The sequence below is a fragment of the Micromonospora sp. WMMA1923 genome (assembly GCF_049179195.1).
GTDB classification, from domain to species: domain Bacteria; phylum Actinomycetota; class Actinomycetes; order Mycobacteriales; family Micromonosporaceae; genus Micromonospora; species Micromonospora yangpuensis.
In genome coordinates this window covers 5,596,135-5,620,434 of sequence record NZ_JBMHLZ010000001.1, presented here as the reverse complement: position 1 = coordinate 5,620,434, position 24,300 = coordinate 5,596,135, and the positions used below count along the sequence as shown (strand labels likewise).

26 protein-coding genes and 1 pseudogene are annotated in these 24,300 nt (G+C 72.4%); 13 read left to right on the top strand and 14 right to left on the bottom strand.

The features are described 5' to 3' along the window. Nucleotides 1-13 precede the first annotated feature (13 nt). The 3 genes from ACN28G_RS25560 to ACN28G_RS25550 all read right to left on the bottom strand — a co-directional run bounded on the left by ACN28G_RS25560 (nucleotide 14) and on the right by ACN28G_RS25550 (nucleotide 1,809). On the bottom strand, nucleotides 14-1,183 hold the full coding sequence (locus ACN28G_RS25560) for a helix-turn-helix domain-containing protein (RefSeq protein WP_175440711.1): 1,170 nt from the start codon (nucleotides 1,181-1,183) through the stop codon (nucleotides 14-16). A gap of 232 nt (nucleotides 1,184-1,415) precedes the next feature. Next, on the bottom strand, nucleotides 1,416-1,580 hold the full coding sequence (locus ACN28G_RS25555) for a hypothetical protein (protein WP_175440709.1): 165 nt from the start codon (nucleotides 1,578-1,580) through the stop codon (nucleotides 1,416-1,418). 58 nt (nucleotides 1,581-1,638) lie between these two features. Further along, complete coding sequence (locus ACN28G_RS25550) at nucleotides 1,639-1,809, bottom strand: hypothetical protein (protein WP_189021535.1); 171 nt, start codon at nucleotides 1,807-1,809, stop codon at nucleotides 1,639-1,641. 313 nt (nucleotides 1,810-2,122) lie between these two features. On the opposite strand from ACN28G_RS25550, the gene ACN28G_RS25545 reads away from it, so the two are divergent. The 3 genes and pseudogenes from ACN28G_RS25545 to ACN28G_RS25535 all read left to right on the top strand — a co-directional run. Continuing rightward, nucleotides 2,123-2,653, top strand: a complete 531-nt coding sequence (locus ACN28G_RS25545) for a GntR family transcriptional regulator (RefSeq protein WP_091445625.1) — start codon at nucleotides 2,123-2,125, stop codon at nucleotides 2,651-2,653. Between the two features lie 2 nt (nucleotides 2,654-2,655). Next, nucleotides 2,656-3,432 (top strand): GntR family transcriptional regulator, encoded by a 777-nt coding sequence (locus ACN28G_RS25540; RefSeq protein WP_091447781.1) that lies wholly within the window; start codon nucleotides 2,656-2,658, stop codon nucleotides 3,430-3,432. 18 nt (nucleotides 3,433-3,450) lie between these two features. After that, nucleotides 3,451-3,582, top strand: a pseudogene (locus tag ACN28G_RS25535) (DUF397 domain-containing protein); the annotation flags it as partial. Between the two features lie 338 nt (nucleotides 3,583-3,920). On the opposite strand, the gene ACN28G_RS25530 reads toward ACN28G_RS25535, so the two are convergent. The 6 genes from ACN28G_RS25530 to ACN28G_RS25505 all read right to left on the bottom strand — a co-directional run bounded on the left by ACN28G_RS25530 (nucleotide 3,921) and on the right by ACN28G_RS25505 (nucleotide 8,364). Further along, nucleotides 3,921-4,445 (bottom strand): DinB family protein, encoded by a 525-nt coding sequence (locus ACN28G_RS25530; RefSeq protein WP_421480509.1) that lies wholly within the window; start codon nucleotides 4,443-4,445, stop codon nucleotides 3,921-3,923. Nucleotides 4,446-4,588: 143 nt separating this feature from the next. Next, nucleotides 4,589-5,311 (bottom strand): CDP-alcohol phosphatidyltransferase family protein, encoded by a 723-nt coding sequence (locus ACN28G_RS25525; protein WP_421480508.1) that lies wholly within the window; start codon nucleotides 5,309-5,311, stop codon nucleotides 4,589-4,591. Then, nucleotides 5,286-6,353 (bottom strand): iron-containing alcohol dehydrogenase family protein, encoded by a 1,068-nt coding sequence (locus ACN28G_RS25520; RefSeq protein WP_091445616.1) that lies wholly within the window; start codon nucleotides 6,351-6,353, stop codon nucleotides 5,286-5,288. The genes ACN28G_RS25525 and ACN28G_RS25520 overlap by 26 nt, the downstream gene beginning before the upstream one ends. Further along, nucleotides 6,341-7,072, bottom strand: a complete 732-nt coding sequence (locus ACN28G_RS25515) for a sugar phosphate nucleotidyltransferase (RefSeq protein WP_091445614.1) — start codon at nucleotides 7,070-7,072, stop codon at nucleotides 6,341-6,343. The genes ACN28G_RS25520 and ACN28G_RS25515 overlap by 13 nt, the downstream gene beginning before the upstream one ends. 78 nt (nucleotides 7,073-7,150) lie before the next feature. Then, a complete protein-coding gene (locus ACN28G_RS25510) occupies nucleotides 7,151-7,918 on the bottom strand; it encodes a hypothetical protein (protein ID WP_091445612.1) in 768 nt (255 codons plus the stop codon). Next, nucleotides 7,915-8,364 carry an NUDIX domain-containing protein gene (locus ACN28G_RS25505; protein WP_091445610.1) on the bottom strand — a complete coding sequence of 150 codons (450 nt, stop codon included), beginning with the start codon at nucleotides 8,362-8,364 and terminating at the stop codon, nucleotides 7,915-7,917. Before ACN28G_RS25505 ends, ACN28G_RS25510 begins: the two co-directional genes overlap by 4 nt. A 171-nt stretch (nucleotides 8,365-8,535) precedes the next feature. Here ACN28G_RS25505 and ACN28G_RS25500 point away from each other — a divergent pair, with 171 nt between their 5' ends. Both ACN28G_RS25500 and ACN28G_RS25495 read left to right on the top strand, forming a co-directional pair. After that, entirely contained in the window at nucleotides 8,536-8,994 is a 459-nt protein-coding gene (locus tag ACN28G_RS25500) for an ester cyclase (protein ID WP_091445608.1), read from the top strand. Between the two features lie 143 nt (nucleotides 8,995-9,137). Continuing rightward, the gene (locus ACN28G_RS25495) at nucleotides 9,138-10,235 is read left to right on the top strand and encodes a PLP-dependent aminotransferase family protein (protein ID WP_421480507.1); all 1,098 of its coding nucleotides are present in this window, start codon (nucleotides 9,138-9,140) and stop codon (nucleotides 10,233-10,235) included. A gap of 331 nt (nucleotides 10,236-10,566) precedes the next feature. Here the strand turns inward: ACN28G_RS25495 and ACN28G_RS25490 are convergent, their stop codons facing one another. Further along, on the bottom strand, nucleotides 10,567-11,430 hold the full coding sequence (locus ACN28G_RS25490) for a hypothetical protein (protein ID WP_421480506.1): 864 nt from the start codon (nucleotides 11,428-11,430) through the stop codon (nucleotides 10,567-10,569). A gap of 84 nt (nucleotides 11,431-11,514) precedes the next feature. Between ACN28G_RS25490 and ACN28G_RS25485 the strand changes: the two genes are divergently transcribed. Together ACN28G_RS25485 and ACN28G_RS25480 are read left to right on the top strand one after the other, a co-directional pair. Next, nucleotides 11,515-12,045, top strand: a complete 531-nt coding sequence (locus tag ACN28G_RS25485) for a peptidylprolyl isomerase (protein ID WP_091445601.1) — start codon at nucleotides 11,515-11,517, stop codon at nucleotides 12,043-12,045. A 56-nt stretch (nucleotides 12,046-12,101) separates the two neighbouring features. Then, the gene (locus ACN28G_RS25480; protein ID WP_091445599.1) at nucleotides 12,102-13,013 is read left to right on the top strand and encodes a rhomboid family intramembrane serine protease; all 912 of its coding nucleotides are present in this window, start codon (nucleotides 12,102-12,104) and stop codon (nucleotides 13,011-13,013) included. Nucleotides 13,014-13,056: 43 nt separating this feature from the next. Here ACN28G_RS25480 and ACN28G_RS25475 read toward each other — a convergent pair whose 3' ends face one another. After that, entirely contained in the window at nucleotides 13,057-13,518 is a 462-nt protein-coding gene (locus ACN28G_RS25475) for a PH domain-containing protein (protein WP_091445596.1), read from the bottom strand. A 114-nt stretch (nucleotides 13,519-13,632) separates the two neighbouring features. Between ACN28G_RS25475 and ACN28G_RS25470 the strand changes: the two genes are divergently transcribed. The 5 genes from ACN28G_RS25470 (at nucleotide 13,633) to ACN28G_RS25450 (ending at nucleotide 19,096) form a co-directional block, all read left to right on the top strand. Beyond that, a complete protein-coding gene (locus ACN28G_RS25470; RefSeq protein WP_421480505.1) occupies nucleotides 13,633-14,805 on the top strand; it encodes a thiolase family protein in 1,173 nt (390 codons plus the stop codon). Nucleotides 14,806-15,225: 420 nt separating this feature from the next. Beyond that, nucleotides 15,226-16,347 carry an aminoglycoside phosphotransferase family protein gene (locus tag ACN28G_RS25465; RefSeq protein WP_421480504.1) on the top strand — a complete coding sequence of 374 codons (1,122 nt, stop codon included), beginning with the start codon at nucleotides 15,226-15,228 and terminating at the stop codon, nucleotides 16,345-16,347. 78 nt (nucleotides 16,348-16,425) lie between these two features. Continuing rightward, complete coding sequence (locus tag ACN28G_RS25460) at nucleotides 16,426-16,890, top strand: hypothetical protein (RefSeq protein WP_091445589.1); 465 nt, start codon at nucleotides 16,426-16,428, stop codon at nucleotides 16,888-16,890. A gap of 66 nt (nucleotides 16,891-16,956) precedes the next feature. After that, a complete protein-coding gene (locus ACN28G_RS25455) occupies nucleotides 16,957-17,649 on the top strand; it encodes a response regulator transcription factor (RefSeq protein ID WP_091445587.1) in 693 nt (230 codons plus the stop codon). Beyond that, nucleotides 17,642-19,096, top strand: coding sequence for a sensor histidine kinase (locus ACN28G_RS25450; RefSeq protein WP_421480503.1), 1,455 nt, complete (start codon nucleotides 17,642-17,644; stop codon nucleotides 19,094-19,096). The genes ACN28G_RS25455 and ACN28G_RS25450 overlap by 8 nt, the downstream gene beginning before the upstream one ends. A 179-nt stretch (nucleotides 19,097-19,275) precedes the next feature. Here ACN28G_RS25450 and ACN28G_RS25445 read toward each other — a convergent pair whose 3' ends face one another. After that, nucleotides 19,276-21,708, bottom strand: coding sequence for a collagen-like triple helix repeat-containing protein (locus ACN28G_RS25445; RefSeq protein WP_421480502.1), 2,433 nt, complete (start codon nucleotides 21,706-21,708; stop codon nucleotides 19,276-19,278). A 122-nt stretch (nucleotides 21,709-21,830) separates the two neighbouring features. On the opposite strand from ACN28G_RS25445, the gene ACN28G_RS25440 reads away from it, so the two are divergent. Then, nucleotides 21,831-22,532, top strand: a complete 702-nt coding sequence (locus tag ACN28G_RS25440; protein WP_091445583.1) for a glycosyltransferase family 2 protein — start codon at nucleotides 21,831-21,833, stop codon at nucleotides 22,530-22,532. Between the two features lie 26 nt (nucleotides 22,533-22,558). Here ACN28G_RS25440 and ACN28G_RS25435 read toward each other — a convergent pair whose 3' ends face one another. Next, nucleotides 22,559-23,440: a transketolase family protein gene (locus tag ACN28G_RS25435; RefSeq protein WP_421480975.1), complete on the bottom strand. Its 882-nt coding sequence runs from the start codon at nucleotides 23,438-23,440 to the stop codon at nucleotides 22,559-22,561. Between the two features lie 143 nt (nucleotides 23,441-23,583). Further along, complete coding sequence (locus tag ACN28G_RS25430) at nucleotides 23,584-24,285, bottom strand: transketolase (protein WP_421480501.1); 702 nt, start codon at nucleotides 24,283-24,285, stop codon at nucleotides 23,584-23,586. Between the last annotated feature and the right edge of the window lie 15 nt (nucleotides 24,286-24,300).

Below are 24,300 nucleotides of genomic sequence, written 5' to 3'. Positions count from 1 at the left end.
CCGGGCCCGACCGTCACCACGCGCCGTGCAGTCCGGCCGCTTCGGCCAGGGCCAGTAGGTGCGGGTCCGGTGCCGGCGATCTGGTCAACGTCTCGGTCAGGACGGCCAGACCGGCGGGGCGTACCCGGATCTCGGGTGGGGCGAGCCGGTCGGCGGCCCGCAGGGTCCGGGCCGCCCCGGGTGCGTCGCCGGCCGCCAGGTACGCCCCGGCCACGTCGAGCAGGTACGCGGCCCGGTGTTCGATCGGCAGGGCCGGCCACTGCGGTCGTACCGTCAGGGTTTGGTGTAGGTCGATGGCGGTGCGATGATCGCCGAGGGTGGCGGTGGCGGTGACCCGGGCCGCGTCGACCGCCGTCCGGGCGGGACCGTCCGGTTCGGTCAGGACGATGGCATCGTCGAGCAGGTCCCGGGTGGCCGACGGATCGCCGTGTTCGGCGGCGGCGAGGGCAGCCTGGACGAGCAGGGTCGCGCAGGCCGAGCGCCCGGCGGTGGTACCCGGCTCGTCGGTGAGCGGAGCGACCTGGTGGGCGGCGGTGATCGTGGTCTCGAACGCGGCCCGTTGCCGACCGGCGGCCCGCAACGCCTGACCGAACGGGGTGGCGGCGACCGCCTCCAGCAGCGGATCGTCGGTGCCGGTGGCCACGGTCAGGCCCCGGTCGGCGGCCAGCCAGGCCAACTCCGGCGCGCCGAGTTTCACCATGACCTGGGTGGTCAGCCGGTACGCCTGGACCCGCAGGTCGGCGGGGAGACAACGGTCGTGGGCGTCGTCGAGCAGGTCGGGTAGGAGCCGCAGCAGCGCCGGGTACCGGGCATGCTGGTAGACCGCGTCGGCGTGGTCGAGCCGGGTCCGGTACCCGGCAGGATCGGTCGGGGCCTGGTCGGCTGTCGTCGGCAGCAGGCCGGGGTAGCGGGTGAGCGCGGCCCGGATCGGCTCGACGTCGGCGGTGGCCTCGTCGGCGGGCCGGGGCGGGGTGGCCTCGCCCAGGAGAAGGTCCGGGTCGACGTCGAGCGCGTCGGCCACCTCCCGCAACACCGACCACTTGTCCAGCCGGCGTACCCCACGCTCGACCTTGTCGACCCACGACTTGGACTTACCGAGCCGGTCGGCGAAAACCTGCTGCGACATCTTCCGCCGCTGCCGCCAGTACGCCACCCGCCGACCGACCGGCAGACCGTCGTTCACGACGCCACCGCTGTTCGCGTCGCCACCGTCGCTCGCGTCGCCACTGCTGTTCGCGTCGCCACCGCTGTTCGCGGGGCCAGGGCGGCGAGCCGTGCCCGCCACCACCGCACCTCGCGGCAGCTGGCGACCGTGTCGGCAGTGCACCGCCAGCACGGATGACCCGCCTCGTGGACGGCCACCATCCGCCGCCCCACGACCCAGAGGGCCGCCGGGTCCGTCGGCTCGTCGACGCTCACCGCCGGACCTTGCCGACGGGCACGGCCCGCGTGGTGTCATCCAGCGGGGTCCGCTCGGCCTCGGCCTGGGCGAGAATCCGCTGCCTGGCGGCCTCGTGCTCGGCGGCCTGGACCTCGGCCCCGCTCGGCCGGTCAGAATCCTTACGGGTACGTCTGATCATCACCATCCCCTTACGACTGCTGTCGTGGCGGCTGCCGCCGTGATCGGTAGCGCTCGTGCTAACGCCGTCGGTAGCGGTGCCAGGCCGCGATCCGGGAGCGCGCGAGTATGACCTCCCGGCACCAGGCGCTGGCCGTGCAGTTCGGGCAGCGGTGGTGCCGGTGGTATTCGAGGACGTACCAGGCCTGTTGGACCAGGTGGGGCGTGCGTCGGGCGGTCACGGTCAGCATCCCGCCCGGTGTTCACTCGCCAAAGTGAGCAACGGCCGCCGTGGCAGGTAGGTCACCGGCGCTTCCGACGTGCTCCTGAACGTGTGTCGGGCGGGTGTGTCCAACTTCTGTGCCATGTGCCTACGTCCCCTCGTGATCGGCGGCTCTGCGCGGCCTCGCTTCGGCGGTCCTGGTCTGCTGAGCGGTCCGGGCTGGCAAGGGCTCCCAGAACTAGGGAAACCATACTGCCGTACCAGGTAAGGCACAAGGAGGGAGGATTAGCGTTGTTGAGTAGGGCAGTAGAGTTGTTCTCGCGTTGGAGAGGAGAAGTCGGATGAGTCATCGGCAGCCGAGCAGCACGTCGGACCGCTACCTGGCCCCCGGCGGTGGCGATGCGTGGGCCAGCGAAGCCGCCTCGACGGGCAAACGGGGAACCCAGCACATCACCGCGGCACGGGAGCTTGCCGCACCACCGGAGGTGGCCGAGGCCCTGCGGCTGGCGCCGGACACGCCTGTCGTGCTCAGGCAGCGGGTGATGCTGCTGGATGGCCAGCCGGTCGAACTCACCGACTCCTACTATCCGGGCAGCATCGCCACCGGAACGCCACTGGCCGACCTCGCCAAGATCCCTGGCGGTGCCGTCACGCTGCTCGCCACGCTCGGCCACGCTCCCGGTCACGCCGTGGACGACATCACCGCGCGGCTGCCTACCCTGAGGGAGCAACATGACCTGGACATCTCCGAACAGGACCCGGTGATCGTCCTGACCCGGGTCACATTCGACACGAATGACACTCCGTTCGAGTACAGCGTCATGACGATGACTGCCGCCGGACGGCACCTCCGCTACCAGAGCAGGGCGTGATCATGCCTCGACTTGCCAAGGACCCACGTTCGCGCCACCAGCAGATCGCCGCCGACCTGCGGGCGATGATCCTCGCCAAGGACCTGTCACCGGGCAGCAAGCTGCCGAGCACCGCACAGCTTCAGCAGGAGTACGGCGTGCCCAACCAGACGGTGCAGAACGCCGTCGCCGTTCTGAAGCGGGAGGGCTACGCCGACAGCGCGCCGGGCAAGGGTGTGTTCGTTCGTGAGCGACCGCAGCACATCGTCACGCCGGCGGCCTTCATCGCTCCTCCGCCAGCCGGGCAGTCGTACCCCTGGCTCAGCGAGGCCGAGCGACGTGGCCTGAAGGGGGTGGTCGACCTGCTGAATGTCGCCGAGGTTGCCCCGCCCGCTCAGGTGCGACTGGCGTTCGACCTCGGCGAAGGTGAGGTGGCGGTACTGCGCAAGCAGCTCCTGCGACTCGACGACGAACCCGCCGAGCTGGTGCACTCCTACTACCCGGTCGACCTCGCGCGGGGGACTCCGCTTGCCGAGAAGCGGCGCATCAAGGGCGGAGCGCTGCGCGCTCTCGGTGACATGGGAATCGCACCCTACGAGTTCATCGATCAGGTGTCGACGCGCCCTCCGACCCCTGAGGAGCATGTTGCCTTGGAACTTCCGCCGGACACCTCGATCATGCGGACCTTCCGGGTCGTCTACGCCGAGGGTCGCCGCCCGATCGAGGCAACGGTGATGGTCAAGGCCGGGCACATGTACGAACTGCAGTACCACCACATTGTCGCCCCGGCCGCCGATTGATAATCCTCTTGGAGGTGCGGCGCGTGCGTCGAAGTGGCCGACCTCAGCGGCGGAGTCGCCGTCCGGGACAGCAAGGACAAGGCCGGCCCCGTCCTCGCCTTCGACGCCCAGGGTTGGCGTACCTTCGTCGACTCCCTGAGGAACAACTAGCCCCGACCAGTCACAGTCCCCCCGGCTCCCTCCCGAGAGTCGGGGCGTTGCTCTCTGCGTACCCGGAAAGGTGTAGATCTTGGACACTTTCCGTCCTATTTCGACGGTAAGTGTCCAAGATCTACGGCGCGGGTTGGGGGCGGCCCTCCCTGGGCGACAAGTTGCTGGGCAGCGGGAGCCGGATGGGGCGCCAGCCGCCGAGCAGCACGTCGGTGCGGGGTGGGGGCGGAAAGATCTCGGAAGATTTCGGCCCCCATGGGGGTATTTTCCTTCCAAGATCTTTCGGGGGGCTCAGCGGCGGGCGGGGGGCTCAGCGGGGCGGGGAGGGCTCGGCGGGGTCAGGTGCGGGCGTGCCGGAGTAGGCGGAGCTGGCCGATCTCGGTGACGTTCTTCGTCAGCTCGGTGTTCACCCAGGCGAGCAGGTGGGCGACGGTGTGCGCGGGGTCGCTCGGCCAGGGGAAGGGCGCGGTGGCGTCGAGGTCCGCGTCGCTGAGCTGGTCCAGGACCACCAACCATTCGGTACGGAGGCCACGCAGCCACGCTACCGCCCGGTCGCCGTCACCTGGCCAGTCGATCTCGGTACGCTCCCGCGGCGCACGCCCCCGGGAATGGTCGATGGTGACCGTCCACCACCATCCGATGTGCCAGGTCAGCCAGCCGATCGTCGGGACGGGGATCGGGTCGGGCTCGGCGTCTGCCCAGTCTGGCACCCATCGGCCGGCGGCGTCCGGGCGTACCGCCCAGAAGTGCGCGGCGGGCTCCCAGTGGAAGTCCGCCGGCTCCAGCCGGTCCAGATGGTATTCGAAGAGCGACCAGGCCAGGTCGAACTGCCAGCGGAGCAGTTCAAGACGGGATGCGGGCACCGGGCGACCCTGTCACACCGGCGGGCTCCGGGTCGACCGGAATCTGCCGACCTGGCCCCGCGGCCCAGCCGGCGTCGAGCCCAGCGGTGCGGAGGTGAGAGGGGTTCCCCGCTATACAGAAAGCGTTAACAGGGGGCCCTTCCTTACAACGAGGCGCGGGCGGAGAAGGCGATGCTGGCGAGCAGGAAGCCGCCGTTGACGAGCGTGAAGGCCGCGATCACCCAGAACACCAGCGCGGGCGCCAGCGCCAGCACCAGCGCCGCGGCGAAGATGACCGCGCCGTAGTCGCGGACCAGCTTGACCAGGCGTACCGGCAGCGAGGTGGAGGTGACCATGCTGGCCGCGTTCGGGCCGGACTGCATCACCGAGGTGACCAGGTTGACCATCCAGGTGCCGGCGAAGGTCGCCACCAGCCAGGTCGGGGTGTCGGGGCGCTGCGCCACGGCGGTCGCGGCCAGGGCGGCCACCAGGGCGATCTGGGCGGCCACGTCGCAGAGCACGTCGACCCGGGCGCCGGCGGGGCTGCCCTGACCGGTGACCCGGGCGAGTTGGCCGTCGGCGCAGTCCAGGGCGTACGCCACCTGCCAGCCGACCAGCGCGACCAGGCCGACCAGCCAGGCCGGCACCGAACCGTCGGCGACGGCCGGGGCGAGCGCGACCACGGTGACCGAGGTGGCCAGGCCGAGCAGCAGGTTGGTGATGGTCAGCGCGGTGGGGCGCAGGCCGAGCCGCTGGGCGACCAGGGCGAAGACCGCGCCCAGCCACTGGCTTACCGACTCGCTGAACAGGCCGCCGCCCCGGTTGACCCGGTGGAAGTCGGCGACGGTGGGACGGGACGGCTCAGCCAAGGTGGTCGCGGAGTGCACCGGCGTAGTCTGCCAGTCGCCCCCGGGTCTCGGAAGCCGGCATCGCCAGGTGTTCCAGGATGGTGTAGCGGTCCGGTCGGGTGCCCGGGGCGTACTGCACCGCCTCGACGAACTGCTCGTCGGTCAGGCCCAGCTCAGCGGGGGTGGTGGCCAGGCCGTGCCGGTGCAGGCAGCGGGCGAGTTGGCCGAAGCGTTCCAGGTCGCCGCGGAGGAAGGTGCAGAAGAGTGCGCCCAGCCCGGCCTGCTCGCCGTGTGACGAGGTGCCCGGGAAGAGCTGGTCGACGGCGTGCGAGATCTCGTGGTCGCCGCCGCTGGCCGGGCGGCTCGATCCGCAGATCGACATGGAGATGCCGCCCAGGATCAGCGCCTCGGCCAGCGTGGTCAGGAAGCCGTCGTCGCAGATCTTGCCGGGATGGTTGATCAGCGCCTCGGCGCCGGTGCGGGCCAGGGTGACCGCCAGGCCGTCGATCGGCTCGTCGCGTACCCGGTGGGCCAACTCCCAGTCGGCGCAGGCGCTGAGGTTGCTCACCGCGTCGCCGATGCCGGCCTGGGTCTGCCGGTCCGGCCCGTTCTCCACGAAGTCCAGGTCGACCATCACCGCGATCGGGATGTGCACGCCGTACGAGCCTTTGCCGCCCTCGTGGGTGAGCGAGGCCACCGGCGAGGCGATGCCGTCGTTGGCCAGGCTGGTCGCCACGGTCACCATCGGCATGCCGTACCGGGTGGCGGCGTACTTGGCGGTGTCGATGGTCCGGCCGCCGCCGATGCCCACCACCGCGTCGTAGTTGCGCCGCCGCAGCCGGTCGCCCAGCTCGTTGGCGGAGTCCAGCGAGCCGCCGGTGACCGTGAAGACGTCCGCCGAGCCCAGCGAAGGCCGGCACAGCTCGACGATCTTCTCGCCCTGCCCGGGGCCGACCACCACCGCCACGTCCCCACCGGCGGAGATCCGCCGGTCGGCCAGGAGCGGGCCCAGGTCGGCCACCGCGCCCCGGCGCACCTCGATGGCCAGGGGCGTGTTGACGGTACGGGCTAGTAGCGGCACGCGATCTCCCGGGCGCGGGCCAGGTCGTCGTGGTTGTCGACCTCGACCCAGGAGACGTCCCCGATCGGGGCCGCCCGCACCTCGCCGCCACGGTCGGCGAACTCCTGGTACCCGTCCTCGTAGTAGAGGTTCGGGTCGCGCCGCCAGGTCGCCTCCAGCGCGTCGGCCAGCGCCGAAGCCACCTGCGGCTCGATCAGGGTCGCGCCGATGTACTCCCCGTACGCCTGGCCCGGGTCCATCAGCTTGGTGATCCGGGTGAGCTGGCCGGCGGCGTCGAAGGTGGTCTTCATCTCCTCCTCGGCCAGCGGCTTGATGTTGTCGATGGCCAGCAGGATCCCCGGTCCACGCTCGGCGAGCAGGGTCTTCTCCACGCTCACCGGGTGCACGGTGTCCCCGTTGACCAGCAGTACGCCCCGGGCGAAGTGCTCCCGGGCCAGCCAGAGCGAGTAGGCGTTGTTCCACTCCTCGGCCTTGTCGTTCTGCACGAGGGTGAGCGTCACGCCGTACTTCTGTTCCAGCTCGGCCTGCCGGTCGCGGACCGCGTCGGCGGCGTAGCCGACCACGATGACGACCTCCCGGAGCCCGACCTCGGCCAGGTTGCGCAGCGCGATGTCCAGGATGGTGGTGTCACCGTCCACCGGCACCAACGCCTTGGGCAGGGTGTCGGTGTACGGCCGCAGCCGGCGTCCGGCACCGGCGGCGAGCACCATCCCGATCATGCCAACGTCCCCCCTCGTACGACTGTGGTCATCGGTGGAGGATAGCGCTGCCGCCCCCCACCCCTCGGGCCAACCGGCTCAGCCGGGCAGGGCGGCCAGGTCGGCAAGCATCGCCAGGCGCTCCTCGGCGGTCAGCACGGTGTACGGGGCGGCGGCCCGGCGATCGGTCTCCAGCGCTATCGCCCGCTGCTCCGGGCCGGCCGGCAACGCCTCCACGCTCTGCGCGGTGTGTCCCGCCGCCGTCCAGGCCGCGGCGTGCGCGTCCGCCCGGTGGTACCGCAGCGCGCCGAGCCGGTTGAGCAGCAGCACGCCCGGCGCGGTGCCGTCCGGCTCGTACGGCGGGGCCACGGCGGTGAACGCCTCGCTCGGCCCGGTCTCCTCCTCCACCGCCACCAGGGCGTACGCCAGCAGCCGGCCCAGCGTGGTGACCAGCCGGTCCACCCGTTCGTCGTGGCCGGCCCAGAGTTCCTCGGTGACCTCGGCGTGCACCTGGTAGATCTCGGTGAGGAAGGCGGCACCGCGTTCGGTGGCGGAGAACGCGCCGTCGGCCCGGCGGTGCAGCATGCCGTGCGCCACGTGCTTGTCCAGCATCCGGGTGCAGGTGGCGGGGTCGCGGTGGCGGGTCACCCCGGCGAAGCCCGCCGCGCTGACCGTCCCGCCGGGGGCGGCGAGCCGGGTGCGGAACTCGACGAGGAAACCGGTGGCCAGCGGGCCGCCGTACCGTTGGCTCAGCTCGGCGCCGCCGCCGTCGCGGCCGGCGAGGATGCCGGCGACGACAACCCGGTCGATGGTCGGGGCGACCAGCCCCGCGAACCGGTGCGACGCCAGCTCGACCGCGTCGCTCACCGACCGATCGAGCGGAGGGCGGCGAAGGCGTCCTCGGCGATCCGCCGCATCAGCCCGTCGTTGACCTCGCGGTCCTCGTCGAGCACGGCCAGCTCGTCCTCGGTCAGCCAGCGGAACTCGGTGTGTTTGCCCACCTCCAGCCGGGGTCGGTCGAGGTCACCGTCGACCCGGATCAGGAAGTCGCTCTCCACCCGGTCCAGCCCGTCGTTACCGGTGTACCGGTAGACGCCGACCGGGCCGAGCACGTGCGACACGGTCCACCCGGTCTCCTCGGTCACCTCGCGCCGCATCGCGTCGTGGACCTCCTCGCCCGGCTCCAGATGGCCGCCGACGACGTCCCAGGTGTTGGGGAAGAGGCGTCGCTGCGGGGACCGCCGCTGGAAGAAGATGCGGCCGTCGTCGTCGACGATCAGCGCGCCGACGCAGCGTAGAGGCTCGGTGGACACCTCTCGACCCTAGCGAGCCGGCCGCCGGTTAGGCGATGGTCGCGTTCGGTCGGAGTCCGGGACACCGTCGGGCAATACGGCTTTGATCAGCCAAAACAGGTGTGAGCCGTGGATCGACGGGTAGGGATGTGGGTGGGCGCGGACGGGCCGTGGCCCGTAGGGGAGGGCGTCATGAGCCACGCGGAACGACTCGCCGGTCAGCAGTACGCGATGGTCCTGCGGCGGGACGTGGCCCGCCTGCCCGACCTCTACGCCGACGACGCCTTCTACAGCATGCCCGGGGTCACGGTGCGCCCGATCGAGCTGCCGGCGTTGATGCGTACCTGGACCGGGGCCTTTCCCGACCTGCGGGTCGAGCTGACCGGGCGGGTGGAGACAGCCGGCGGGATGGCGCTGGAGCAGCGGCTCACCGGCACCCACACCGGGGTGCTGCACACCCCGCTGGGCACCATCGCTCCGACCGGCCGCACGCTGAGCTGGGACGTGGTGGACGTGGTCCGGGTCCGCCGGGGCAAGATCGCAGCCTGGCGGTCCTACTTCGACTGGGGGCAGTTCTACCTGGCCCTGGGGGTGCGGGTGAGCGGGCTGTCCCGGGGGCTGGCGCACGAGCCGCTCAGCCTCGCGGCCTGACCCTGCGGTCCGGCCCGGTCCGCCCTCCCGGTCCGGTCCGTCCGGCCGAGCGGCCGGGGCGGGTCACCCGTCCGGTGGCTCAGGATGCGGACATCGCCGTGCCGTCGACGCGCAGCCCAGGGCCGGCCGTACGCTCTGGAACCATGACCGCCGAGCAGCTGATCTCCTTCGCCCGTGGCGCTCCCTCGCTGGACATCGTCGACGTCGAGGGCCTCAAGGCCGCCGCCGTCCGCGCCTTCGACACCGACCCCGCCGGGATCACCGCGTACGGCACCTCAGTCGGGTACCCGCCCCTGCGGAAGTGGATCGCCGACAAGCACGGCGTCGCGGCCGAGCAGGTGCTGGTCACCAACGGCTCGTTGCAGGCCGACGCGTTCCTCTTCGACCACCTGGTACGCCCCGGTGACGCCGTGGTCGTCGAGCGCCCGACGTACGACCGCACCCTGCTCAACCTGCAGCAACTCGGCAGCGAGGTGCACGCGGTGACCGTCGCCCCGGACGGGCTGGACACCGCCGAGCTGCGCAAGCTGCTGGAGTCCGGGGTCCGTCCGAAGCTGGCGCACGTCATCCCGAACTACCAGAACCCGGCCGGGGTGACCCTGTCGCTGGAGAAGCGCCGGGAGCTGCTCGACCTGGCCGCGGAGTACGGCTTCACCATCTTCGAGGACGACCCGTACGCCGACATCCGGTTCCGGGGCGAGGCGCTGCCGTCGATGCTCTCCCTGGACACCCGGGGTGTGGTGGTGCACGCCTCCAGCTTCACCAAGACGGTCTGCCCCGGCGTCCGCGTCGGCTACCTGGTCGGGCCGGCCGACCTGATCGCCGACATCGCCAAGCGGGCGACCAACCTGTACATCTCGCCCGGCATGGTCTCCGAGGCGATCGTGCACCAGTTCTGCGTCTCCGGTGACATCGACCGCTCGATCGCCACCGTCTCCACCGCCCTCGGTGAGCGGGCCCGGGTGCTTGCCGAGTCGCTGCGCCGGCACATCCCGGACGCCTCGTTCGTCGAGCCCGACGGCGGCTACTTCCTCTGGGTGGAGCTGCCCGAGGACGTCGAGGTGGACGCGCTCGCGCCGGCCGCCGCCGAGCGTGGCGTCGCCGTGGTCAAGGGCAGCGACTTCGTCCAGGAGGGCGGCCGGCACGCGCTGCGGCTGGCCTTCTCGGCGGTCACCGCCGACAAGATCGAAGAAGGGGTACGGCGGCTCGCCGCAGCGGTCGCCGAGGTGCGCGGCCGGTAGAAAGTTATCGGATGGTGACCCTCAGGGGTCCCCAACCAGGTGGTCCTCTGCCCACAATGTCGCGAGCGCCATTCACGTTGTGGGCACGGTCACCCGGTCTGCCTGGGCATCCGTGCCGGTGGGTGGCGTGGTGAGCATCACCCCCGCCCCCACCGGTGTCGGGTGGGCCGGATCGCCCTCACCCCCCTGACGCGGTCCGGCCCGCCCGACACCACACCCCCACCACGGGTACGCCCGCGGCGCGCGGACGTCGTCACGTCCACGCGCCGCGGGCGGCTGGTGCGGTCGGGGCCGCCTGTCGCGGTGACCCGACCGGACAGGAGGGGGACAGTCAGTTGCGGGCCTTGCCGGCCTCGACCGCCTTGCTGATGTCGTCGGCCGGACGCCCGGTGACGTCCCGGGCACCCTCGGCCACCGACGGCACCTCGTCCGTCGGGTGCACCACCGGCTGCCGGCCCGGCTGGCTGGTGGAGGCGCTGTTGTCGCCCGCCACCGCCGAGCTGCCCGCACCGGTCGGGCCGCCGGCCACCGGGGAGCTGCTCGACGTGGTCGACGCGCCGGTCACCGTCGAGTCGATCCGCGACGCCTCGGCCAGCGGGGCGCTCGGCACCGGCGCGCCACTGGTGCGTACCTCGATGGTCTCGACCTCGTCGCGCATCGGCTCCAGGCTCTCGGTCGGGTCGTACTCGGCCCACTCCAGCTGCTCCCGGCGGCGGCGCATGGCCAACGCCCCGGCCACCCCGGCCACCGCACCGGCGGCCAGCAGCCCGGTCAGCATCGCGCCACGCCGACGGGCCGGCCTGCGGCGGCCGAGCTTCTGCTGGGCCAGGCGCACGTTCTTCGCCTTCGCCTTCTTCGTCGCCACGCCGGCCTTACGGCCCGCCTTCTTCGACGCCGAGGTGGCCTCCAGCGCACCACTGCGCGCCGCCACCGCCAGCGGCGCCAGCGTGGTCACCGTCGCACCCCAGCCGGTCGCGGCACCGTCACGCACCTTCACCGCCGCCGGCGCCACGTAGCCCCGGGCCGCCTCGACCCGGGGACCGACCGTCGCGCCGGCACCCCTGGCGGCGTACGTGGCCGCCTGCTTCAGGTGACCGACACTCTGGTTCAGCTCGGCCCTGGCCAGCTGCCCTTGGGACTTCCGCCGCCCGATTCCAAACACGGTCCCACCTCCTGGGAGTAGTTCCTCCGTCATCCTCCACCAACGGATGCCTCCGCACTGCCACATCGGGCACATGGGAGGATCCGCATGGAACTGACCAACGACTGAGGAGTACCCGTGGCCGAGGCTGTCTACGCCACCTTGCACACCAACGCTGGCCCGATCCGGCTGGAGCTCTACCCGAACCACGCGCCGAAGACCGTCCGCAACTTCGTCGACCTGGCCCAGGGAAACAAGGAGTACACCGACCCGCGGACCGGCCAGCCGGGCAACGGGCCGTTCTACGACGGCACCATCTCGCACCGCGTCATCAGCGGCTTCATGGTGCAGATGGGTGACCCGACCGGCACCGGCCGGGGCGGTCCGGGCTACAAGTTCGGTGACGAGTTTCACCCCGAGCTGCGCTTCGACCAGCCGTACCTGCTGGCCATGGCGAACGCCGGCCCCGGCACCAACGGCTCGCAGTTCTTCATCACCGTCGCGCCGACGCCGCACCTGAACAACCGGCACACCATCTTCGGCCGGGTCGCCGACGAGGACTCGGTGAAGGTCGTCGACACCATCGCCAACACCCCGACCGGCCCGAGCGACCGGCCGCTGCAGGACGTGGTCATCGAGCGCGTCACCATCGAGGGCAACCCGGCCTGAGCCGGTTTGCGAGGTACCTTTGCTCGCATGACTGAGCGCTGCCCAGGACGGGCCCGGTGAGCGAGTCCCCGCCGACCACCCCGGTCTGTTACCGGCACCCCGGTCGGGAGACGTACGTCCGGTGCGCCCGGTGTGATCGGCCGATCTGCCCGGACTGCATGCGGGACGCCGCCGTCGGGCACCAGTGCCCGGACTGCGTTCAGGAAGGTCGTCGTAGCGTACGGCCGGCGCGCACCGCCTTCGGTGGCGGGCTCGCCGGCCAGCACGGCTACGTCACCAAGACGCTCATCGCGCTGAACGTGCTGATGATGCTGGTCTCCATCGCCTCGGCGCGCGGCGGGGACGCGGCCTTCGGCGGCTCCGGCTTCGGTGGCCTGATGGGCGGCAGCACCCCGCTCACCAACTGGGGTGCCGTGCTCGGCCAGGCCGTCTTCGCCGACGGCACCATCGGCGGCATCGCCCAGGGCGACTGGTACCGCCTGCTGACCGCGATGTTCCTGCACTACGGCGTGCTGCACCTGCTGCTGAACATGTGGGCGCTCTGGGTGCTCGGCGGCTCCCTGGAGGCGGTGCTCGGTCCGGCCCGGTTCCTGGCGCTCTACCTGGTCGCCGGGCTCGGTGGCAACGTGGCCGCGTACCTGTTCAGCGCGCCGAACCAGGCCACCGCCGGTGCCTCCACCGCGATCTTCGGCCTCTTCGCCGCCATCTTCGTGATCATGCGACGGCTGGGCCGGGACACCTCGGCGATCCTGCCGATCCTGGTGATCAATCTGATCTTCACCTTCACCGTGCCGGGCATCTCCATCGCCGGCCACCTCGGTGGCCTGGTCACCGGCGCGCTGCTGGCCCTGGTGATGGCGTACGCCCCACGGTCCAACCGCACCCTGGTGCAGACCGTCGGCACCGCCGCCATCGTGATCGCCCTGCTCGCCGCCGCGGTCGTCCGCACGGTCACCCTGCTCAGCTGAGCCCGTCCCGCCGCGACCACTTGACACGACAGTGTCGGTGCGGTCAGGCGGGTGTGTCGCCGGGGTGGGGCTGGTCGGGGTGGGGCCAGGCGGCGCGCAGTTCGTCGGCCACCTCGGCGGGTGGGGCGTTCAGGTCGTAGCGCCCGAAGAGATACAGCGACTCCCCGGCGTCGATCTCCAGCAGTTCGGTGGTGAGCCCGCGCCGGGAGTGCCGATCCAGGTCGATCTGCTCGATCGCCGACCAGGGCAACCGGCGGCGGCCGGCGTACCCGACCCGGACCACCAGACCGTCGGCGTCCATGGCCAGCCGGACCGGAGCCACCAGGTCACGCAGCGCCCAGCCGGCCAACCCGGCGGCGATCAGACCGGCCAGGGCCAACCCGACCTGGTCACCGTTGTCCAGGAGCAGACCGAGCAGGACCAGACCGGCCGCCAGGGCGAACTTGATCACCGGCACCGTCGGCGGGACCCGCCACTGCCGGGTGGGGAACGTCGATGGCTGCACCCGTCCAGCATGCCAGCCGGCCGCTGGGCGAGGCTGGGCGGCGGCGTCCGGTGCTGGGAGGGGCTGGCCGGGCGACGTAGGATCGGGGTCGGCTCAGGTTACCCGGGAGTAAACATGAGTGACGCGGTCATCGTCGGCGCGGTACGTACCCCGGTCGGGCGGCGCAAGGGCGGGCTGGCCGACGTCCACCCGGTCGACCTGTCCGCGCACGTGCTGCGGGCGCTGGCCGAGCGGACCGGCATCGACCCGGCACAGGTCGACGACGTGGTCTGGGGCTGCGTGTCCCAGGTCGGCGAGCAGTCCTGGAACGTCGCCCGCAACGCGGTCCTCGCCGCCGGCTGGCCCGAATCGGTGCCCGGCACCACGCTCGACCGGCAGTGTGGCTCCAGCCAGCAGGCGCTGCACTTCGCCGCCGCCACGGTCGTCGCCGGTCAGGCCGATCTGGTGGTGGCCGGCGGGGTCGAGTCGATGACCCGGGTGCCGATGGGCTCCAGTGTCGCCGACGGCCTGCCCTTCAGCGATCAGCTCCGCGACCGGTACCGGGGTGTCGAGGGCTTCGCCGACGACCAGCCGCTGCCGTTCAACCAGGGCGTCGGGGCGGAGCTGATCGCCGCGCGGTGGCGCTTCTCCCGTACCCAGCTTGACGAATTCGCCCTGGCCAGCCACGTCCGGGCGGCGGCGGCGCAGGACGCCGGGGCGTTCGATGCGGAGCTGGCCCCGGTGCCGCTGGCCGACGGCGGCACGGTCATCGCCGACGAGGGCATCCGCCGGGACACCACGCTGGCCAGACTGGGCGAGCTGAAGACCCCGTTCCGCGCCGACGGCGTGGTCACCGCCGGGTCCGCGTCGCAGATCTCCGACGGGGCGGCGGCGCTCGCCGTGACCACCAGCGAATGGGCCAGCCGGCACGGGCTGCGCCCACTGGCCCGGATCCACACCGCCGTGGTCGCCGCCGACGACCCGGTCACCATGCTCACCGCCCCCATCCCGGCCACCGCGAAGGCGCTGCGCCGCGCGGGGCTGGGCATCGAGGAGATCGGGGTGTACGAGGTGAACGAGGCCTTCGCCCCGGTACCGCTTGCCTGGTTGGCCGAGACCGAGGCGGACCCGGAGCGGCTGAACCCGCGCGGCGGCGCGATCGCCCTCGGCCATCCGCTCGGCGCCTCCGGTGCCCGGATCATGACCACCATGCTGGGGCACATGCGGGACAACGGAATCCGGTACGGCCTGCAGACGATGTGCGAGGGCGGCGGCATGGCCAACGCCACCGTCGTCGAACTTCTCTGACCCCGGCGACCGAGCCGGCCTCCGCGCCGAGCGGGCGGGCTCTCGGCCCGAGCGGGCCTTTGCGACGGCAGGCTTCTGGGCCGGGCGGCTTTCGGGTCTGGGCGGTCATGATCGACTCGGTTGGGCTGATGTTGCGGGGTCCGAGGCGGATTGACACCGCCATATCGACCCAACCGAGTCGATCATGACCGAGCTAATGCCCCCTGATGTCGGCATCGCTGGTCTAGGCTCCGCACCGTGACCGTGCCGCAGCCTCATGACGTGCCGCTGCAACCGTCTGCCGTGTCGCGGGAGTCGTCCGGCGCGCCGCAGCCGCAGCTGTCTGCCGTGTCGCAGCCGCAACCCCAGCCGCAGTCGCCTGCCGTGTCGCAGCCGCAGTCGTCTGTCGTGTCGGCGCAACCGTCCGTTGGGGTGTCGGAGGTGCCGCGCGAGGCGGGTTGGTCGGACCCGGTGTGGCAGCGTGCGGCCAGGGGCTGGATCGCCGAGCAGTTGGCCCGGACCGGCCGGCGGATCACCGGCGAGGTCGAACCCCGGGTACGGCCCTGGTCGCTGGTGTGGCGGGTGCCGACCGGGAGCGGGCCGGTCTGGTTCAAGGCCAACAGCATCGGCACCCGGTACGAGGCGGGCCTGGTCGATGCGCTGAGCCGACTGGATCCTGACGCGGTGCTCACCCCGCTCGCGGTCCGGCCAGACCGGGGTTGGCTGCTCCTGCCCGACGGTGGCGAGACCCTGCGGGAGAGCACCGAACGGGACCGCCCGGCAGGCGAGCCTGCGCAGTCCGCGACCGATGAACCGGCCGAGTCGGGGGCGCAGCCGGCGGCGGCGGGGGCGGCTCCGCAGTCCGTGACCGGTGAACCGGCCGGCCCGAACGGTGGCAGGGCTGGTGGGCATGGGTTGGGCCGGTGGGAGGCGGCCCTGACCCGGTACGCGGTGCTCCAACGTGAGTCCGGCCGGCAGGTCGACGAGCTGGTGGCGCTCGGGGTGCCGGACCACCGGCCGCAGGTGTTGCCGCAGCTCTTCGCCGACCTGCTGGAGGACCGGGCGGCGTTGCTGCTCGACTCGCCTGGCGGGCCGACCGCTGAGGCGTACCAGCGGTTGCGCGGGTACCGGCCGGAGTTCGCCCGGGTGTGTGAGCGGCTGGCCGGGATCGGGCCGCCCGCCACGGTGCAGCACGACGACCTGCATGATGCCAACGTCTTCGCCACGGTCGACGGGTACCGCTTCTTCGACTGGGGGGACGCCTCGGTGGGTCACCCGTTCGGCAGCCTGTTGGTGACGCTCCGTTCGGCGGCGTACCGCTTCGGGTTGTCGGCGGGTGATCCGGCGCTGGGCCGGCTGCGCGACGCGTACCTGGAGATCTGGTCGGACCGGTACGACCGGCGGACCCTGCTGGAGGCGGTCGGGCTGGCGGTGACCACGGCCAAGGTGGGCCGGGCGCTGTCCTGGCGGCGGGCCCTGCGCACCGACGACCCGGCCCGGGGTGAGTATGCCGACGCGGTCCCCGGCTGGCTCGCCGAACTCTTCGAGCCGGAGCCGCTCTGACCACGGCCTCGGCGTGGAACTTTCACAAAGTTGGCCGTGTCCCACATCACATTGTCTGGTGCCGTCGTTGTCACCTGCATGGATGTGTTCTCCCGAACGTTCCTCCCGGCCGCCGCCGAGGCCGGCCTGGCGGTGCAGACCGTCAGTCGACACATGTCGATTTTCCGCCGCTGCGTCGGCTCCGGCGACGCCACCATCCTGGTGGCCCGGTGCAGTCGCCCGGACCGCCCCGTCGCCGCCGACCACCTGCTCCTGTTGACCCACCACCGGCTGGTCGTCATCCAGCAGAGCCGGGTGCTGCACCGGCTGCGGCTGCACCTCAACAGCGAGTTGCGGGATCTGAGCAACGTCAACTGGCACGCCGATCCGAGGTCGCCCGCGATCGAGCTGGCCGTCACCGCGATCGACGGGATCCGCGAGCGGTTCGTCATCCCGGCCCACCACCCGAAGCAGCTGTGGCACCTGGACGCCCTCTTCGGTCAGGCCTTCCGGCTCCAACCACCCGGCACCCCGGCCCGGCCGGATGCCGCCGTGGCCGGCTGAGCGTCCTTACCGGATTCGAACACGTGCCGGGGACCACCGCCGGCACCGGTCGGTAATCATGAGCCGGTGACCGTCGACACGCCGCACCGCGGGCTCGTCCTGGTCGTCGAGGACGAGCCGGCCATCGCCGACCTGGTACGGCTCTACCTGAGCCGGGATGGCTACGGCGTACACCTGGAACGTGACGGTGCCGCCGGACTGGCCGCCGCCCGGCGGCTGCGTCCGGTGGCCTGTGTGCTGGACATCGCCCTGCCCGGCCTGGCCGGTACGGAGGTCTGCCGGCGGCTGCGGGAGGCCGGCGACTGGACCCCGGTCGTGTTCCTGACCGCCCGCGACGACGAGGTGGACCGGATCGTCGGCCTGGAGTTGGGTGCCGACGACTACGTGACCAAGCCGTTCAGCCCCCGCGAACTCGTCGCCCGGATCCGGGCGGTGCTGCGGCGGACCGCCGGTGGGCCCGACGGCGTGGACCGTCCCCGGGTGGTCGGCGGGGTGACCCTCGACCCGGCCCGCCGGACGGTGACCTCGGCGGGCATCCCGGTGCAGCTCACCTCCACCGAGTTCGACCTGCTCGCCCACCTGATGTCCCGGCCCGGACGGGTCTTCACCCGGGAGGAACTGCTTGCCGCCGTCTGGGGGTACGCCGCACACGCCGGCACCCGCACCGTCGACGTGCACGTCGCACAGGTACGCGCCAAACTCGGGCCGACCAGCGTGATCCGGACCCACCGGGGCGTCGGGTACGCCGCCGATGGCTGACCCGCCCGCAGCCGCGACGCCCCGCCGGTCCGGCCGGTTCACCCGTACGCTGACCACCCGCGCGGTCCTGGTCAGCTGCGCGGTGGCGTTGGTGTCGGTGCTGGTCACCGCGCTGGTCGCGGCACCGGTGGCGGTACGCGGCGCGGAACGGCGCGACCAGGAGGCGCTGGCCGACCAGGCCCGGCTCGCCGTCGACGTGCTGCGGACCCGACCACCCGACGCCGCCGGTCGACGACTGGTCGACCAACTCGCCGAACAGGACGTCACCGTCCACCTGATCGAGGCTGGCCGCGCGGACCGGCCGGGGCTGTCCCGGCAGGTCGTCAGCCGGCTCGCCGCCGGGCACGACGTCTCCGGCCGACGGCTGGTCGCCGGCGAACGGTCGTTCGTCGAAGGGCGCGCCCTGCCCGGCGGCGACGCCGTGGTGCTCACCCGGCCGACCAGCCCCGGGGTGTGGCGACGGATGGCGGGCGGCCTCTGGCTACCGCTGCTCGCCGGACTCGCCGCCGGGGTGGCCGCCGGACTGCTGCTCGCCCGCCGGCTGGCCCGGCCGATCCGTGAGGCGGCCACCGCCGCCGCCCGGCTGGGTGCCGGTGACCGTACCGTCCGGCTGTCGCCCGAGCCGCCCGAGGAGGTCGCCGAGTTGGCGTACGCGCTCAACGGGCTGGCCGCCGCGCTGGCCACCAGCGAGGGACGGCAACGGGAGTTCCTGCTCTCGGTGTCGCACGAGCTGCGTACCCCGCTGACCGCACTGCGCGGCTACGCCGAGGCGCTCGCCGACGGGGTGATCGACGGCGCGGCGGTGCCGGCGACCGGCCGCACCATGCTGGCCGAGGCCCGGCACCTGGACCGGCTGGTCAGCGACCTGTTGGCGCTGGCCCGGCTGGAGGCCGCCGACTTCCCGCTGGAACCGGTACCGGTCGACGTGGCCGGCCTGGTCGCCGACATCGGCCGGAACTGGGCCGACCGGTACGCGGCGGCCGGCGTACCCCTGCGGATCGACCTGCCGCCACCGGCCGAGGGGCTGTCGGCCGAGGACGGACCGGTCGGTGTCGTGTCCGCGTACACCGATCCGGGCCGGATCCGGCAGGTGGTGGACGGCCTGCTGGAGAACGCCTTGCGGGTGGTCCCGCCGGGAGCCCCGGTGGTGGTCGCGGTCCGTCCGGCCGGGGCGTCCGCGACCGACGGCTCTGCGGCCGGGGCGTCCGCGACCGACGGCGGCGTCATCGAGGTACGCGACGGCGGACCCGGCTTCACCGAGGACGACCTGGCGGTGGCCTTCGAACGGGGTGAGCTGCACCGACGCTACCGAGGGGTACGCAAGGTGGGCAGCGGCCTCGGGCTGGCCCTGGCCGCCGGCCTGGTCCGCCGCCTCGGCGGCGACATCACCGCCGGCCACGCCCCCGAAGGCGGCGCCGCCTTCACCGTAACCCTGCCCAGCCGGTAAGGAAGGGCCCCCTGTTAACGCATTTGGTAGAGCGGGGTACCCCTCTCACCATCGCCGGCTGGGCAGCGGCCAACACGTGCCGGCGGACGGGCGTCAACACGTGCCGGCGGACGGGCGCCAACACGTGCCGGCGGACTTCGGCGGCGGGAGCCAGTACACGCCGGTGGGGCGAGGGCTGGTCAGCGGGTGGGAGGTAGTGCGTAGCCGACGTAGCCGCGCCACCGCACCTGCCAGCCCTCCGGCACCAGGTCGGCACAGACCGACCGGGTACCCGTGCAGACGATCGCGTCCACCGACGCCGGGTCGGCCGGCGGACGCTCGGGCAGCACCGACTGCAGGGCCACCAACTCGGGTGATCCGCCGTCGGCGTCGCGCAGCAGCAGCCACCACGGGTACTCCCAGTTGTCGTTCTGCTGCACCAGACCGATCCGGCGGGCACCGTCGGCGCGCACCGCGTCGGCGGCCCAGCGGAACTCGTCGGCCCACTGTGGCCGACGCAGGAACCGGGTGTCCCACTCGGAGGTGGTGAAGACCGAACCGGCCCCGACCAGGCGACGCGGGAAGCCGTACGACAGGGCGAGCACCCCGGCCAACGCCGAGGTGGCCAGCACGGTGACGACCAACCCGGCGGCCACCGACCGCCGCCCACTGCCGCCGCCGGCACTGCCGCCGCCGGCACTGCCGCCGCCGGCACCGCCGCCGGCACTGCCGCCGCCATCACCGCTGCCGGCAGCGGCGCTGTCCCGGCCGGCACCGGCACTGGTGTCGTCGTACCTGCGGCGCAGGAGCGTGGCCAGCCAGAGACCGGCCAGGGGTACGCCGAACGTCAGGGCGTAGACCAGCAGCCGGTTCCCCCACGGCTGCCACTTGATCATCGAGGTGTGCAGCAGGAGGGTGACCAGGACAACCGTCGCGTACGCCCGTACCGAGCCGGGAGCCGTCGGGCTGACCCGGGCCGGCCGGGCCAGGGCCAGTACCGCAGCGATCAGCACCAGCGAGCCGGCCAGCGGGAACGCCACCCGGTCCTCGTCCGGGTACCAGGACGGCTCGGGGAAGTTCTCCCGCCCGAAGGTGATCGCCCGGTCCTGCGGGTCGACGCCGATCGCCTCGGCCCCGGCGACGATCGCCGACGCGGCGGCCCGGCCCAGCGGGGTCAACGGGGTGTCCAGCGCGGTGTGCCCGATCCGGAGCGCGTTGACCAGGATCGCCGGCGGATCGTGCCGTTCCATCGGGATCGACTCGCGTAGGCGCGGCGGCCCGAGCGGATGCCCGAACTCGGCGGTCACCCGGACCAGGAACGGGCCGACCAGCAACGCGGCGACCAGCAGGATCGACACCGACCCGAGTACGGTGACCGCGACCTGCCGCCCCCGTCCCCCACCGCTCGCGGCCCCGCCCCGAGCGGCCGCCGTCCGGCTTGCGTCGGTCGTGGTCAGGCCGCCGGGGTCGGCCCCACCCTGAACGGCGGTCGCCCGGCTTGGGCCGGTCGTGGTCAGGTCCCGGCCGGGGCTGGCGGCGTACGCCAACTGGGGTTGGGCTCGGCCGGTGTGGTCGGTGGTGGGGCGGGTGGCGGTGTACGCCAGGCGGAGTTGGGCGAGGCCCCAGAGCAGCAGCAGCGGTCCCACGCCGATCAGCCCGCTGGTCTTGGTCACCGCGGTCAACCCGGTCGCCGCCCCGAGGGCGAGCACCGTGGCGGGGCCGCTGCGGCGGTGCAGCCCGTCCAGGACCAGGGTGGCCACGCAGGCGACCCAGGCGGCGACGACCAGGTCGGTCTGCGTACTGGTGGCCTGTAGGGCGATCATCGGCGTGGTGGCCAGGACGAACGCGGAGAGCAACTGGGCCCGCCGGCCGCCGCCGAGCTGCGCGGTGATCCGGGCGACCACCAGTACGCAGAGCACCCCGGCGGCCCACTGGACGAGGTTGTGCAGCACGTCGGAGCCGGTGAAGAGCCGCAGGTGCAGCAGCAGGTACTCGGCACCTGGCGGGATGGTCACCTGCCGGTGGATCGCCGTCGGCCAGAACTCCAGGGTGCCCTGGGCCACCCAGTGTTCCACCTTCGGCAGATGGTAGGTCTGGGAGTCGAAGTTGTTCGGCTCGGCGAGCAGGGCGATGAGCAGCTCGACCAGGATCAGCACGCCGACCGTGCCGGCCAGCAGCCGGTCGCCGACTCCGGTCGTACCCCAGAAGGTCCGCAACCGGCCGACCAGGCCCGCAGCGCCCGACCTGCCCGGCCGCCCGGCGGCGCCGCGGTCCTCACCCGGGCCGCCCGCGGCGTCGGGCCGACCCGGTCGCCCGGCGACGCCGCGATCTTCACCCGGGCCGCCCGCAGCGGCGGACCGGGTGGCGAGGTCGCGGTGGTGGCGGCGCCAGGCGGCGGTCGCGGCGGCGGCGAGTAGCAGCAGCCAGGCGGCGGCGAACGCCGGCCGGGTGAGGACGCCGAGCGCGCCGAACAGCTCCACCACGACCACCGCGTACCCGCCGGTGATCAGCGCCGCCCGGACCACCGCCAGACGCCACGGTGCCACGGCTGTCGATTCGACAGGTCTGACGGCGTACGCCAGGGCGATCATCGTGGCGACGGGCAGGACCGTGAGTAGGGACCCGGCGGACATGGCGGGAAGTAAACACCATCCAGCTGTACGCACCGAGCCGCCCTTCGGCGGTGGCGACCACGTTCTGCCGAACCACCAGGCTAGGCTAGGTCGGATTTACTGTCCCCACCGTGGAGAATCCCGTGAAGCTCTCGATCCTGATGCCGGTCTACAACGAGGAGGACCGGATAGCCGACGCGCTCAAGCAGGCGTTGGCGGTCGACTACCCGTGCGAGATCGAGCTGCTCGTGGTCGACGACGGTAGCCGGGACGGCACCGGCGAGATCCTCGGCCGGGCCGACGACGCCCGGCTGCGGGTGATCACGCATCCGCGTAACCGGGGCAAGGGCGCGGCGATCCGCACGGCCGTGGACAACGCCGACGGTGAGTACATGGTCATTCTCGACGCCGACCTGGAGTACGACCCGCAGGACATCCCCAAGCTGCTCGACCCGGTCCTCGACGGGCGGGCCACCGTGGTCTACGGCAACCGCACCTTCGGCAGCCACAGCGCCTACAGCTTCTGGTACGTCATCGGCAACAAGGGCGTCACCATGGCGGCGAACATCATGTTCAACTCCTACATCGGTGACCTGGAGACCTGCTTCAAGCTGATGCCGGTGGCGCTCTACCGCTCGCTGGACATCCGGTCCCGGGGCTTCGGCATGGAGGCCGAGGTGACCGGCAAGCTGCTCCGCCAGCGCATCCGCCCGTACGAGGTGCCGATCAGCTACCGGGCGCGGGGCCGCGAGGAGGGCAAGAAGATCACCTGGAAGGACGGCGTGGAGGCACTCTGGATCCTCGGCCGGGAACGTACCCGCCGCAAGCCCACCGCGCCCCGCTGACCCCGACCCGGCCTGGGTCGCTCGGGTCAGGGCGTCAGGAACGAGGTCACCGACTGGCGGAGACCGGCCGCGTCCAGGCCGTGCCACCGGTGGTGGTCCTCGGCGGAGCCGTACCGGCGTAGCTCCGCCCGCCCGACCCCGAGCGCCAGCAGCCGGTGCGGCCGGTCGACAAGTGCCGCACCGACCACCCGACTGGACGTGCCGGCCAGGTACGGCTCGACCAGGATCACCTCGGTACCGGCCAGCGCCCGCAGCCCGGCGGTGTCGAACGGTCGGGGCCGGTGGGTCCACGCCACCGAAACGGGCAGCTCCCGTACCGCCGCCAGGGCGATGTCCAGCAGCGGCCCCACCGCCACCAGCAGCGCAGCGCCCGGCCCGGCGTCCCGGACCAACTGCAACGTGCCGTCGCCGCCGCGCGGCCGGTCGTTGGACTCGGCAGACAATCGCAGGTACGCCGACGAGTCGCCGGCCACCGTCGAGCGCAGCAGGTCGGGCACCTCGTCGCGGTGCCCCGGCACGTGCACGGTCCACCCGTCGAGGGTGTCGATCAGCGCCACGTCGGCGGGGCTCAGGTGGGTCCGACCGGCCGCCGCCCGGTCGTACGACGCGCCGATGCCGACCAGCACCGCGCTCGCCGCCTGGTGGTCGAGGTCCAGCTTGATCTGCTCGTACGCCCGCTCGACGAGGAACGGCGCGTAGCTGTGCACCACCGGACGCAGCCCGGTCAGGGCGAGCCCACCGGCGACCCCGAGCATCAACTGTTCCCGGATGCCGACGTTGAGCACCCGGTCGGGATGGCGGTCGGCCGCCACATGGAAGGCCGAGGCGGAGATGTCCGCCAGCACCAGGGCGGTACGCGGGTCCTCGGCCAGGATCGCGGTCATCGTGTCGACGAACGCGTGCCGCATGATCGTCTCCTCGACCATCGCGTCCCGCCCGGCCGGCGTCGTGGAACTCGGGGCGGTCGTGGAGTGCTGGGCGCTCGTGGAACTCAGGGCGGTCGTGGAGTGCTGGGCGCTCGTGGAACTCGGGGCGGTCGTGGTGGACATGTTCACTCCTCGGAGTTGACGACCGCGACGACGACGTGCGGCCGATCGGGATGCGACCGGGTCAGGGCGGTGTGCAGGGCTTCGTGGTCCCGGCCGTCGACGGTGTCGGCGGTCCAGCCGTTGACGGTGAACCGGCTGGCGATCCCACCGGGCCAGCCGTGGGTGGCCGAGGCGTTGTCGATCACGATCGCGGTCAGGCTGCCCAGGCCGGTGGCACCGGCGTACGCGATCGCCTCGTGGTTGGATCCCTCGTCCAGTTCGGCGTCGCCGAGCAGCACGTACACCCGGGGGGTGAGCAGGCCCTGGGCGCGCAGGCCGAGGGCGGTGCCGACGCCCAGCCCGAGGCCGTGCCCGAGCGAGCCGGAGCCGATCTCCACCCCGGGCACCAGCACCCGGTCCGGGTGGTCGCCGAGCCGGCTCTCCGGGCCGCCCTGGTCGTCCAGCCAGTCGGCGGGTACGAAACCCTTGGCGGCGAGCACCGCGTAGTACCCGGCCACGGCGTGCCCCTTGGAGAGCAGGAACCGGTCCCGGTCCGGCTCGTCCACCGTCTCCGGGCTGATCCGCAGTACCCGGTCGTAGAGCACCCAGAGCACGTCGACGGTGGAGTAGACATTCGCGTCGAACGCACGTCCGGCGCGTACCCGATCGAAGTAGGGCGCGACCGGCGTCGGCAGCCGGCCCACCCTGGCGGTGGTCGTTGTCATGGGTTTAGCCTGCAA

Excerpts from the sequence above, each read along its gene's own strand:
- ACN28G_RS25555 (WP_175440709.1), bottom strand. The coding sequence starts at position 1,580 with ATGATCAGACGTACCCGTAAGGATTCTGACCGGCCGAGCGGGGCCGAG.
- ACN28G_RS25550 (WP_189021535.1), bottom strand. The coding sequence starts at position 1,809 with ATGCTGACCGTGACCGCCCGACGCACGCCCCACCTGGTCCAACAGGCC.
- ACN28G_RS25545 (WP_091445625.1), top strand. The coding sequence starts at position 2,123 with ATGAGTCATCGGCAGCCGAGCAGCACGTCGGACCGCTACCTGGCCCCC.
- ACN28G_RS25540 (WP_091447781.1), top strand. The coding sequence starts at position 2,656 with ATGCCTCGACTTGCCAAGGACCCACGTTCGCGCCACCAGCAGATCGCC.
- ACN28G_RS25515 (WP_091445614.1), bottom strand. The coding sequence starts at position 7,072 with ATGATCGGGATGGTGCTCGCCGCCGGTGCCGGACGCCGGCTGCGGCCG.
- ACN28G_RS25500 (WP_091445608.1), top strand. The coding sequence starts at position 8,536 with ATGAGCCACGCGGAACGACTCGCCGGTCAGCAGTACGCGATGGTCCTG.
- ACN28G_RS25495 (WP_421480507.1), top strand. The coding sequence starts at position 9,138 with ATGACCGCCGAGCAGCTGATCTCCTTCGCCCGTGGCGCTCCCTCGCTG.
- ACN28G_RS25490 (WP_421480506.1), bottom strand. The coding sequence starts at position 11,430 with ATGACGGAGGAACTACTCCCAGGAGGTGGGACCGTGTTTGGAATCGGG.
- ACN28G_RS25470 (WP_421480505.1), top strand. The coding sequence starts at position 13,633 with ATGAGTGACGCGGTCATCGTCGGCGCGGTACGTACCCCGGTCGGGCGG.
- ACN28G_RS25460 (WP_091445589.1), top strand. The coding sequence starts at position 16,426 with ATGGATGTGTTCTCCCGAACGTTCCTCCCGGCCGCCGCCGAGGCCGGC.
- ACN28G_RS25450 (WP_421480503.1), top strand. The coding sequence starts at position 17,642 with ATGGCTGACCCGCCCGCAGCCGCGACGCCCCGCCGGTCCGGCCGGTTC.
- ACN28G_RS25445 (WP_421480502.1), bottom strand. The coding sequence starts at position 21,708 with ATGTCCGCCGGGTCCCTACTCACGGTCCTGCCCGTCGCCACGATGATC.
- ACN28G_RS25435 (WP_421480975.1), bottom strand. The coding sequence starts at position 23,440 with ATGCGGCACGCGTTCGTCGACACGATGACCGCGATCCTGGCCGAGGAC.
- ACN28G_RS25430 (WP_421480501.1), bottom strand. The coding sequence starts at position 24,285 with ATGACAACGACCACCGCCAGGGTGGGCCGGCTGCCGACGCCGGTCGCG.